The sequence below is a fragment of the Brachybacterium squillarum M-6-3 genome (assembly GCF_000225825.1).
Lineage (GTDB): Bacteria > Actinomycetota > Actinomycetes > Actinomycetales > Dermabacteraceae > Brachybacterium > Brachybacterium squillarum.
On sequence record NZ_AGBX01000001.1, the window covers coordinates 1,248,936 to 1,260,802 of the forward strand.

The window sequence follows — 11,867 nt, forward strand, 5'->3', positions numbered from 1 at the left end:
GTCCGAGCGGCCCGAGCGGCGTCTCAGTCCAGGTGGATGACGGCGTCGGCGCGGTGGGCGCTCGCCGCGACCCGGCGCGCGTTGTCCTCGTCGGGGCCGAGCGCCCAGGCACGGGCCCGCCGCGGTGACTTGCCGAAGCGCTCGTGCCGGGCGATCAGTCGCTGGTGGCGCAGCTCCTCTGGGGTCTCGACCAGCCAGCAGGCGTCCAACAGGGCGCGCACGGGCCCGAAGGGCCCGTCCTCGAGCAGCAGGTAGTTGCCCTCGGTGATCACGAGCGGCACCTCGCCCGGCACCTCGATGGCCCCGGCGAGGGCCTGCTCGAGGTCCCGCTCGAACATCGGCGCCCAGACCGAGGCGTCCTGCGGGCGGCCGGTGCGCAGCCGCTGCAGCAGCGCCGTGTAGCCCTCGGCGTCGAAGGTGTCCGGGGCGCCCTTGCGGTCCAGGCGTCCGAGCCGGTCCAGGGCGACGTCGGCCAGGTGGAAGCCGTCCATCGGCACCACCACGCAGGATCCTGCCGGGAGCTGCTCGACCAGGGCCGCGGTGAGCGTGGACTTGCCGGCGCCGGGCGCCCCGGCCACGCCGAGCAGGCGCCGCCCGTCGCGGAGGGCCGCATCCAGCAGGGCCCGCGCCGCCTCGGCGACGGCGGCGGGGGTGGTCAGGATCTCAGGCATCGGGCACTTCCAGGCCGGGGATCGTGCCGGCGCGCGCCTCCGCGGTGACTGCCGCGGCTGACGGGGGCAGAGCCGACCGGTCGCCTCGTGTCATCGGGGCGGGCCGCGGCTCCGCGTCATCGGCGTGCGGCTCGACCTGGTGCAGATGCACCTCGACCACCTCACCGCGCAGGGGCAGGTGGACCAGCACCCGGTCGGGGCGCTGCCCGGCGGCCGCGAGGGCGTCGGCGTAGGTGGCGAGCTGGCCCAGGTGGTGCTCGCGCACGTGCGCGGCCGGGTCCTCGCCGGGGTAGGTCTTGTGGTCCACCAGCACGGTCGAGCCGTCCGGCCGGCGCAGCAGCGCGTCGATCCAGCCCTCCATCGTCTGACCGTCCTCGTTCCACCAGGCGATGGGCTGCTCGGTGACCTGCTCGGCACCGGGCAGCTCGGCGGCGAGGAACCCCATCCACGCCTCACCCGCGCGCAGCAGCGCCTGGGGCCCGACGGCGCGGCGCACGGCCCAGCGGTCCACCAGGCGCTCCGCGGCGCGCTGCCGCAGCGCCGGGGTGAGCTCGGCCAGCGGCAGTGCGAGGTAGGCGTGCACGGCCTCGCCGACCCGGTCCCAGCCCTTCCCGCCTCCGCTGACCAGGGCCGGGCCGATCGTCCGGGGTTCCGCGACGGTGCCGAGCTCGGCGGCGGAGGCGACACCGGAGGCCTGCATCCGCGCCCCGGGCCCGGCGGCGACCTCGGGGCGCGGACCGGTGAGGTCGCTGGCCACCAGGGCACTGCGCCCGGCCGCATACCGGGGCCGCGCGGTGTCGTCCGGATCAGCGGGATCGGTGGGCAGCCCGCGGGAGCGGACGGGCAGCGCCGTCCCGCCCGCGAGGTGCAGCAGGTCCTCCCCGGGGGACCAGCGCAGCAGCGGCTCCTCGCCCCCGACCAGGGCGTCGAGCACGGGGGCCGTGCCGTCGCCGCTGAGCACGGTGACGTCCCGGGCGCGGGTGAGGGCCACGTACTGCAGACGGCCGGACTCCTCGCGCTCCTGCCGGGAGCGGCGCTCGGCGTGCGTCGTGGCGGCGAGGGCCTCCTGCACCGGCGGGAAGCCGCCCAGCACCGCGGGCCAGTAGCGCAGGGAGCGCCCGGCCAGCGGATCCAGCACGTCGAGCTGCGGGGCGGGCACAACCATCACCCCGCTGGTGTGCGCGCGGTCCTTCACGGCGGACTCCAGCATCACCACCACGCGGGACCACTCCAGGCCCTTCGCGCCGTGCACGGTGCCGACCCAGACGGTGTCCGGCAGGCCGTCGAGCTCGGGCCCGCGGTCGGTGGCGTCCAGCGCGGCCCGCAGGCCCGGCAGGGTGACGGGCGCACCGGCGGAGCGGGTCTGCTCGGTGTACTCCGCGGCCAGGGCGCGCAGCGCGTCCAGGGTGCGCAGCCGCTGCTCCGGCACCGACCAGCCGCGGATCCGCTCGGGCAGGTCCAGGGCGTCGATCAGGGCGGTGATCATCTCCCCAGGCGTCAGCAGCACCGCGGCCGCCCGCAGCGCGTGCAGGCCGCGCAGCGTGGCGTCCTGCCACCAGTCTGTGAAGACCTGCTGCCGGGCGACGGCGTCGGGCGCGGCGGCGAGCTGCGCGAACCAGCCGACGTGCGCGGCATGGTCGGGCAGCAGGTCCACCAGTTCGGTGAGGGCGAGGGTGTCGGAGAGATCGAGGGTGACGGCCAGGGCCGCCCGCACCAGACGCCCCTCGCGGGAGTCCAGCAGGCCGATGCCCTGCCCGGAGGCGGGGACGCCGCGGGCCGCGAGCGCCTCGGCCACCCGACGGGCCTGCGCGTTCGAGCGCACCAGCACCGCCACGTCGGCCGGGTCGGAGCCGTCCTCGGCGAGCAGGGCGGCCACCCCCTCGGCCAGGGCCTCCGCGTGGGCGCCCTGGGAACGGCGCCCGCTGTACTGGGGGGTCCAGACCTCCACCCGGCCCGGGGCGCGGCCCGCCGCGGCGCGACGGGCGACGGCACCGGGGGCCGCCTCCAGCACCACCTGCTCGCGCGGCAGTTCGGGGAAGACGGCGGGGAACACGGCGCCGACCAGGTCGAGCACCGGCTCCTGGGAGCGCCAGGACTCCCGCAGGTCCTCGGCGACGGCCTCGCCGAGGGCGGTGCCGCCGCCCGTGACCAGGTCGAGGATGCCCCGCATCAGCTCGGGATCCGCCTCGCGGAAGCCGTAGATGGCCTGCTTCGGGTCGCCCACCCAGATCAGGTCCTCGACCAGGCCGGCGAGCTCGAGGAACAGGGCGAGCTGGACGGGGGAGGTGTCCTGGAACTCGTCGACCGCCAGCAGCCGCACCCGGGCGGCGATCACCTCCCGCACCCGCGGACGCTCGCGCAGCAGCCGCAGGGCCAGGACCTCCTGGTCGATGAAATCCATCAGGCCCAGCTCGTCCTTGTAGCGGGCGTAGGCGTCCAGGGAGTCGGCGGCCGTGTCCATCACCAGGGTGATCAGGCCCCGCACGTCGTCCTGCAGGACGGGGTTCGCGGCCAGCTCCGCCTCGACCATCCGGGAGGTGCCCAGCAGGATCTCGTCCACACCCTTGGAGTAGGCGTACTTCCCACCGGCCTCGGGGTCCCCGGCCTTGCCGCGGGCGACCCGCGTCAGCTTCGCCCAGCCGGACCAGGGGGCACGAGCCGGGTCGGCGAGGTCGCGGCGGAGCTGCTCGAGGCCGCCGAGGTGCCGCTCCAGGGTCGAGGCGCCCGTGCCGCCCTGGGCGATCCCGGCGCGCAGGGCGTCCAGGGCGGTGTCGAACAGGGACAGCCAGGCGCCGCGCCGGTCCTCGCCGGGGGCGGGCAGGGCGGCCGTGCGGTACTCCTCCCAGGCCGCCGCGGCGGACTCGCGCAGCGTGACGGGGGAGAGGTCGTTGGTGCGGGCCTTCTCGGCGAGCTGCCGCACCGGGGTGCGCCAGGAGGCGGTGGCGAGGTAGGGCAGCGCCGGGTCCTCCTCGCCGTCGTGCTCGGTGCGGGCCAGCAGGTCCCCGGCCCGCTCCCCGGCGCGGGCGGCGGCCTCGTCGATGGCGGCGGCGAAGGCGGCGCGCTGGCGCTCCTCGTCCAGCTCCTGCACCTCGGGGGAGATGCCGGCGTCGAGCGCGAACTCCCGCACCAGCTGCCCGGCCACCGCATTGACCGTGCCGATCAGGGCGCTGTCGATGCCGCGGGCGGCCTCCGTCTGGCCGTCCTCGAGCAGGGTGCGGTGGACGCGGTCCTGCAGCTCGGCGGCGGCCTTGCGGGTGAAGGTGGTGGCGATCAGCTCGGAGGGCCGCAGCCCCTCGCGGATGCGGGCGGCGATCTCGTGGGTGAGGCGGTGGGTCTTCCCCGAGCCGGCCGAGGCGTTGATCAGGGTGACGCTCATCGGTGGTCCTCCCGCAGCCCGCAGAGCTGGGCGTAGTCGCTGGTGGCGCAGTGGTCCTCGACGAGGATGCCGCCGTCGGCGCGGGCCGCGGCCCGGGCATGCTCGACGGCGCGATGCCGCTGGGGGTAGGGGGCGTCGGGCGGGAGGTCGGCGTCCTCGAGCAGGCCGCGGCAGCCGATCCGCACCTCGCCGTGCGCGATCTCGGCGAGCACCCGTCCCGTCGCCGTGAGCGCGCGGGCCCAGCTGTCCTCCGTGTCCATCGGGGTGCGGCGGTGGGGATCCAGCTCCGGGTCGGCGGCCACGAACTCGCCGCTGCGCAGCAGGAAATAGCCGACGGCGGCGGGCTCGGTGACGGCGTCGGCGGGGGCTGCCTGGGTGGAGGCAGCCGGGTCAGCGGGGTCGGTGGCCGGGTCCTCCTGCCCGAGCGCCCAGGCGTAGGAGGCGAGCTGGATCGCCTCGCCGGTGTCGTAGAGGTCGCCGTAGCGGCGACGGCTGCGGGACCACTTGAGGTCCAGCACGGTGGCGCGGCCGGTGGCGTCGCGGGCATCGAGGTCGCGGCTGCCGACGAAGGTGGCGGCGTGGGTGGTGCCGTCCGGCAGGGGGATCGGCAGGGGCAGCTCGAAGCGCCGTTCGCTGCCGGTGATGCGCAGACCCGCCCGGGCCGCGCGGGCGAACAGGGTGTGCAGGGAGCGCACGGCGCGTTCGCGGATCTCGGCACGCTCCGTGGCGCGTCCGGGCAGGTCCAGCTCGGAGGCGAGCTGCGGCACCAGGGCGTCGAAGGTCGACCCGATGCGTGCGGCCGCGGGGGCCTCGAGCGGGGTGCCGCCGCGGGCGGGGTCGAGGGTCTCGCCGACCAGCTGCTCGACGACGGCGTGGACCAGGGAGCCGATCATGCGGCTGCCCGTCGGCAGGGCGGCGACGGCGGCGGGGCGCACCCCGAGGCGGTGTTCGAGCATCCAGTGGTGGGGGCAGCCCAGCAGCGAGTCGAGCTGGGTGAAGGAGAGGCGCTCGGGGCGGGCGGCGGCCGATCCCGGGGCGATGCGGCGCCGGGGAGGGGCCGGGTCCCCTGCGGTGGACGCGCCGGGGCGGTGCAGGGGGCGGCTGCGTCCGGCGAGGCGCCAGACCTCGCCGTCCACGAGGTCCTCGGGGGGGAGACGTGGCGTGCCGGCGGTCGCCTCGAGATCGGCCAGCAGGCCGCTGGGCGGCGGAGCCTGCTCCCGCACCCGCCCGGGAAGCACCGCGATCACCTCGGCGGCGCCGCGCAGTCCCCGGCCGGCGGCCTCGACCTGCAGGGCCACCGACTCCTCCGGGGTCGGCACCCGGGCACCGGCCGCGGCGAGGGCCGCGACCTCGGAGGGGTCCCAGCGCGGGGAGGGACGGATGCCGTCCTCGCCCGGTGCCCACCACAGCACGCGGGTGCCGGGTCGGAGCTGGGCGGGGGAGGAGGTCACCGCCCAGGGGGTCACCTCCCGGCGGGAGAGCGGCGAGGTGCCGCCCGCGGCGCAGGCCTCGACGATCTGGCCGAGGGTGCGGCGGCGCAGGGGCGTGTCCGGGGGCAGCAGCGCCAGCACCTCGCGCAGGGTCGCGGTCTGCGCGAGCACCGCGGTCAGCTCGCTCTCCCCGCGGGCGACGGCGCGCAGGCGGGCGGTCAGCCAGTCCAGGCGGCGGTCGAGTGCGGCCGGGGTGAGCGCCTCGGGCTGCAGAGGGTCGGTGACCAGGGCGTCGAGGGCGCGGGCGGCCTCCAGCGCGCGCTCGGCGGCGTCGTGGCGTTCGGTGGGTGCTTCCCGGACGTCCTGGGCGAGGCGGTCCAGGGCGTCGCGCCAGGCGGGGCCGCCGATGCCGGGCTCCTGGGCGAGGGCGCGCAGCAGCCGTCGCCGCGCGGCCGCGGGCACCAGCCCCACCGGCTCCGCAGCGTCCTCGGGGGCGGGCAGGATGCGCAGGTCCAGCAGCGCGGCGAGCTGGTGCACGTCCACCGGGGCGATCGCCACGTCCAGGAACAGCCCCAGCAGCTGCTGCGGCGCCCGGTCGGCGGAGCGGTCCACCAGTCCCACCGGGGGCAGGCCGCGACGGCGCAGCGCCTGGTCGAGCACGCTGGTGTCGGCCGTGGCGAGCACGGTCGTGCCCGGGGCCGCATCGTCGGTGGTAGGACGGTCCGGGGCAGGCTCGCCCGGTTCGGAGTCGCCCGTGCCCGTCTTCGGCGTGGTGTCGGCGGCGAGCAGCCGCGCGGCGACCTCGGCCGCGGAGAACTCCTCGCGGCACTCCACCACGTGCAGGGCGGGCGCGGACGATGCCGGGGACGGGTCGACCTCCACGGCGACGCCCGCCGCGGCCAGTTCCCCGAGCAGCGAGGGCCAGCGGCCCTGGAGCCGGGACGGGTCCTCCGTCAGGGTGATCGCGGTGATGCCGAGCGGCCAGCCCGCCCCGCCCTCGCGCAGCGCCCGCAGCTCGGCGTGCACCTCGCGGAGGTCATCGGCGGCGCCCGGGGAGAGGGTGGCCGCGCGGCCGTCACCGTCCTCGGTGCCGGGCATGCCGACCACGACCCGCCCCTCCAGGACCGCGAGGGCCGCCAGCCGCGGCGGCAGCGCCGGGACCCCGGCGGAACCTCCCGCCCCCTCGCCGGGTCGATCGGCGCTCTCCCCGGCGTCCCAGCCGGCCTCCACGGCGGCGTCGCGCAGCCGCAGCAGGAGGGCGGCGGTGGACCAGGGGTCGGTGCGCATCGAGGCCGCAGGCCAGAAGTCGGAGGGGTCCGGGAGCTCGGCGAGGTGCTGCTGGACCAGGCGCAGGTACTGGGTGGTGCGCACGACCGGCTCGACCGCGGGATGGGTGAGGCCGAGGCGACCCTGCAGCAGGGTCAGGAGGCCGCGCGGCCCCTGCCGCAGGCGGCCCGCAGCGGCCCGCCCCGCGGAGGCTTCCCCCCAGGCCGCGCCGTCCAGGGACCAGCCGAGCTCGATCTGCATCCCCGCGGCTCCTCCGTCGACCCCGCCCCGACCACCGGCCGGAGCCGCCCCTGCTCAGGAGCGTGTCCCCAGCCTAGGTGTAGTTGGCCATGACGTTACCGACGCCGGTGTGGAGGCGTGAGGCTGGGGGCTGATCGCTGCAGGCGGTGTGGGGGCGATGGTAGTCGTAGTGGTGGGCCCAGATCCTGATCGCGTCTCGCCGCTCATTCTCGGAGGCATAGGCGCGGGCGTAGAGGCATTCGTCGGTCATGATCCGCTGGTAGCGCTCGACCTTCCCGTTGTGCCGAGGCGTGTAGATCCTGGTGCGCTGGTGCCGGCCGATGAACGCCCTGGTTGAACGTCGGAACGCTTTGGCGGTGTAGTTGCTGCCGTTGTCGGTGATCAGGCGGGAGATTCGCGTGATCCCGTGGGCGGTGAAGAATGCCCGGGCGCGGTGGAAGAACGCGATGGTCGTTGCGGCAGTTTCGTCCTCGAGTGCTTCGGTGTAGGCCAGGCGGGAGAACCCGTCGATGATCGAGTGGAGGTAGGTGTAGCCAATCCGCTGCGAGTGCTTCTTCTTGTCCTGCACGGAACCGCGGCCATGCGCCCACCAGCCCCCGCCGTCGCGGAGCTTGCCGATCTTCTTCACGTCCATGTGGACCATGTGCCCGGGATACCGGGCGTGGATCTTCCCTGGTCGACGCAGGTTCTCTCCGTCCGGGGTGATGTCTCGGATCCGGTTCAATCCCAGGCGGTCCAGCCAGCGAGTCACCGTCCGCACGCAGCATGCGAAGCCGTGGCCGTCGGTGAGTTCGCGGGCGATCCGGCGGGCGGACCACTTCTTCTCTCGCCGCCAGGACTCGATCAGCTCGAGCACCCAGACCGGGAGCCGGGTGGGTCGGTTCGCTGGCGCGCTGGAGCGGTCCTGCAGACCGAGCTCGCCGTGCTCGCGGAAGCGGCCGACCCATTTCGAGAGCGTCGTTCGGGCGATGTGGAACTCCGCGGCGACGTGCGCGATCGGACGGCCTCTCTCGATCACCTGGTCGATGGCTCGCTGTCTCCCAAGCGTCGTCAGCGGGGCATTACGGTGGGTCATGGAACGGGCCTCCTGCCGCGAGATGGCTGTCTAGACACCACCCATCGTGCCGGTCACGGGGCCCGTTCCTTCATCCCCGGCCAGCGTCTACAACGTCATGCCCCGCAACACCTAGGGGAGGGGCCGACGAACGATCGCGGTCGCCACGGCCCGACTCCCGACCGGCCCCGGGAACGGCATCGGCCGGGTGTCGAGCCCTCGCGCCAGGACGGCGCGCCGCTCAGGACCCGCCATCGCTCGCGGCGTCCCCGCCGGCGTCCGAGGCCGCCGATCCCTGCCCGGTGGTCTCCGCCGTCCCGTCCAGCACCGCGGTGATCTGCTCGGCATCGGTCGTGACGTCCTCCGCGGAGACCAGCTCCGAGGCCTGGTCGGTGAGCACGGCGGCGCGGGCGTCGAGGATCTCCTGGGCTCGCCCGCTGTCCACCAGCTCCTCCTGCAGCGTGGTGGTCTGCTTCTCGACCATGGCCGCGAACTCCGTGTTCTCGGTGAAGCGGCTGGCCAGAGGATTGTTTCCCTGCATGCCGCCGCCCCCGGGGCCGCCCTGGCCGCCTCCGCCGTCGCTCGCGCCGCCGGCGTCCGAGGGCATCGCGCCCCCCGCATCGGAGGGCATCTCGCCATCGGTGGGCATCTGGCCGCCGCCGGGCATCTCCCCGTCGGTCGGCATCTGGCCCCCGCCCGGCATCGCCCCACCGGCGTCCGAGGGCATGGCAGGCATCTCCCCGTCGGCGGGCAGCTCGCCGCCGCCCGGCATCTGGCCTCCGCCGCCGTTGCTGGCCCCGAAGGCGAGGTTGTGGTCCCAGGCCACCACGGTCATCGTCCCCGCGTCGGGGCCGTAGTACAGGTAGGAGTTGTTGCCCGGACCGTCGATGTCGTCGAAGTTGGACATCATGTCCTCCAGCGCCAGGTAGCGCGCGAAGGCCTCGACCTCCAGGTACTGCTCCAGCTGGGCGGCGAAGTCCTCGTCGCTGGAGGAGTCCAGGAACTCCAGGAAGGCGATCAGCGGGGTGTAGTCCTCCTCGCCGGCCTCCACGTCGAAGGCCTCCTCGTAGGAGGCGGGGTCCTCGTCCACGTAGGACCAGTCGCCGTCCGCATCGGACTTGTACAGCGTGCCGTCGGCGGAGAACACCGAGGCCATCCAGGCGTCGTCCATGTGCTCCAGGGCGAGCCGCAGCTGCGGATCGCCGCCGTTCACGGTGAAGGCGGTCGCCACCGAGAGCTGGGAGGCGAGCCCTGCTTCGGCCAGCAGGTCCAGGGCCACGGCCTCGTTCAGGGAGGTCGCCGTGGTGGTCGAGCGCACCACCAGGTCCGCCGCCCCCTCGAAGGACTGGTCGTCGACGTACTTGTCCAGGCGGATCCGCCAGGGCAGGGTCGCCGGGTCGTCGTCGGTGGAGATGCCCTGCAGGGAGGAGTTGCCCTTGAGCTTGAAGCCGACCTCCTCGAAGGCGGTGCCGTCGATGGTGACCTGGCCGGTGATCCACTCCTTCTCCTCGGAGTCGAGGTAGGTCTCGATCATGGCGGCGAGCTCCTCCTCTTCGAGGGTCGCCTCGATGGTGTGCAGGGTGCTCGCGTCCCACAGGGAGGAGACGTCGGTGCGGTCGGAGCCGGTGGTGGGGGTGACGGCGTCGCCGCCCTCGCTCGCACCGGTGCCTCCCGCGGAGCTGCAGGCGGCTGCGGTGCCGGTGATCGCCGCGGCCAGCAACAGGGAACGACGGGTCAGGCGGGGCGAACAGGGCACGGGAACCTCCAGGTGACGAGCGAGAGGTTCCACGAGACCGCGCGGAGCTGTGCATCGCCTATGTCCGGGCTACGCCTGACCTGTGGCCCGCTCTTCGCCCGGGCCACCCGCGGCTCGTCGAGGGCCCGGCGAGGCTGCGGGCGGATGCACGAGGTCGAGGATCGCCACCGCCAGCTGGCCCGTGCGCAGCACCGAGCCGAGCCCGAACAGCGCGAGCAGCGCGGCAACGCCGAGCCAGGTGGCCAGGTCGTCCCGGTCCGTCGCCGTCGAGATCGCCGCGCCGCCGACCAGGGCGAGCGGCAGCAGCGAGCTGAGGGCCAGGCAGGCCAGAGTGGTGACCGGAACGATCCGCCGCGACGCCCGCGCGGCGAGCAGGCGGACCGCGAGCACCCCCGTGATCAGGTCCGCGAGCAGGGTCAGGGCGGCGGCGACCAGGAGGGATACCTGCAGCACCGTGATCCACCAGGTGAGGCGGGACGAGAGCGCGGCTCCCTCCGCGGTGGGGGTGAGCACCTCGCTGACACCGATCCCGACCGCCACCAGGATCACGCCGGCAAGGGTGAGCAGCAGCAGGATCGCCCCTGTCCAGAGCAGCGCGGCGGCCAGGGCGGTCAAGGCGTGGGGACGCCGGGAGATCGCACGGCCCGGCCCGTCCTCGATGCCCATGGGAGGAGGCTATGTCGAGGACGGGCCGGGCCGGGGCGGATCAGCGGTTGAAGGGGTCGTCCGGGCGGATGCTCCAGGAGAAGCCGCGATCGAAGAGCACCGAGCCGTCCTCGTCGGGGGCGAGCACCAGGTCGACCCCCTCGCCGGTCACGTGCAGGGTGCCGTCGGCCTGCTCGGTGAAGGTCAGGACGATCTCGGTGGGGGTGATGCTGAGGAAGTCGGCGACGCGCTGCCCCTCCTCGCGGGGCGGGGTCATCGAGAGGGTGACCGTGCCGTCCGGGTTCCTCACCCCCATGCCGACCAGCAGGGTGCCGTCGGCCAGGCGCAGCTGCGCGGGGGCGCGGTCCCCGTAGACGTGCTCGTCGTAGGCGAAGGACTGCCAGCGGGTGTCCTCGGAGAGCTGGGCGGCGGGCTCCGCGGTGTCCTCGACGACGGTCCACACTCCGGCGGGCGTCGATTCGTCGAGCATGCGCGAGGGGTACATCTGGGCGGTGACCACGCCTATCAGGACCACGAGGGCCAGGCCGGCGATCGGACCGAGCACGTTCGTCACCCGCGCGACGGGCCGCCAGGGGATCAGCGTGGGCAGCGGGGAGGGGTCGATGGGTCCGCGACCCAGGAAGGCCCGCGCCACGCGCGGCATCCAGGGGATCAGCACGATCAGCGCGAGCACAAGCCACAGCAGGGCGCCCTGCTTGACGGGCACGTCGTAGCCGAGGTTCAGCACCAGCACCAGGCTCATCGAGGCGGCGGCGATCGTTGCGCCCAGCGGCGCCGAGCGCCGCCACAGCAGGGCGATCGCCGCGCCCACCTCGGCCACCCCGGCGAGCACCTGGAACAGCGGGGAGAAGGCGACCATCCGCCACAGCAGCCCCATCGGGCTCATCTCCCCGAAGGCGATCAGGGCGTCCCCGGAGCCGGTGACGCCGAACTGGCCGAGCCACACCTTCGCGAAGCCGTAGTAGAGCATCGCCACGGCCAGCAGCAGGCGCACGCCGCCGTGGGCCCACCAGGCCAGGGTCACGGCGACCAGGCGGCCCATGCGCTTCTCGGCGGAGTAGTCGGCGGCGGGGTCCCCGCGGTCATCGGGGACGGAGGGCTCCGCGGCGCGCCCCGGTTCGTCGTCGGCGGTGTCGGTCGGGGGAGCGGCGGCCCAGGAGGAGGTCCCGGGGCGAGGGTCGGCGGTGGCGTCGGAGGTCTCGGGGCGGGGGCCGGAGGTGCTCATGGTTCATGGCATCACCGCGGCCCCGCGGTGGGCATCAGACCCCGGGCGCAGGGCGCGGCCCGGAGGTCGATGACCGCGGTCGCCGGATCCGACGAAGGTCGACACCCGGGCGGTGAAGGGCCGGGACGCGACGACGCCCCCACGGCCGGGCCGTGAGGGCGT

The 11,867-nt window shown here is 74.9% G+C and carries 7 protein-coding genes; all 7 read right to left on the reverse strand.

Translation table 11 applies throughout. The annotated features are described in order from the left end of the window. Positions 1-23: 23 nt before the first annotated feature. The 7 genes from OM98_RS05520 to OM98_RS05550 all read right to left on the reverse strand — a co-directional run bounded on the left by OM98_RS05520 (position 24) and on the right by OM98_RS05550 (position 11,705). On the reverse strand, positions 24-671 hold the full coding sequence (locus tag OM98_RS05520) for a nucleoside/nucleotide kinase family protein (RefSeq protein WP_010533600.1): 648 nt from the start codon (positions 669-671) through the stop codon (positions 24-26). After that, the gene (locus tag OM98_RS05525) at positions 664-4,047 is read right to left on the reverse strand and encodes a UvrD-helicase domain-containing protein (RefSeq protein ID WP_010533601.1); all 3,384 of its coding nucleotides are present in this window, start codon (positions 4,045-4,047) and stop codon (positions 664-666) included. Before OM98_RS05525 ends, OM98_RS05520 begins: the two co-directional genes overlap by 8 nt. Continuing rightward, the gene (locus OM98_RS05530; RefSeq protein WP_010533602.1) at positions 4,044-7,004 is read right to left on the reverse strand and encodes a PD-(D/E)XK nuclease family protein; all 2,961 of its coding nucleotides are present in this window, start codon (positions 7,002-7,004) and stop codon (positions 4,044-4,046) included. The genes OM98_RS05525 and OM98_RS05530 overlap by 4 nt, the downstream gene beginning before the upstream one ends. A gap of 73 nt (positions 7,005-7,077) precedes the next feature. Continuing rightward, a complete protein-coding gene (locus OM98_RS05535; protein ID WP_010533603.1) occupies positions 7,078-8,079 on the reverse strand; it encodes an IS481 family transposase in 1,002 nt (333 codons plus the stop codon). Between the two features lie 220 nt (positions 8,080-8,299). Further along, positions 8,300-9,814 carry a CotH kinase family protein gene (locus OM98_RS05540; protein WP_010533604.1) on the reverse strand — a complete coding sequence of 505 codons (1,515 nt, stop codon included), beginning with the start codon at positions 9,812-9,814 and terminating at the stop codon, positions 8,300-8,302. 69 nt (positions 9,815-9,883) lie between these two features. Next, entirely contained in the window at positions 9,884-10,480 is a 597-nt protein-coding gene (locus OM98_RS05545) for a hypothetical protein (RefSeq protein WP_010533605.1), read from the reverse strand. A 40-nt stretch (positions 10,481-10,520) separates the two neighbouring features. Further along, positions 10,521-11,705: a hypothetical protein gene (locus tag OM98_RS05550; RefSeq protein WP_010533606.1), complete on the reverse strand. Its 1,185-nt coding sequence runs from the start codon at positions 11,703-11,705 to the stop codon at positions 10,521-10,523. Positions 11,706-11,867 lie beyond the last annotated feature (162 nt).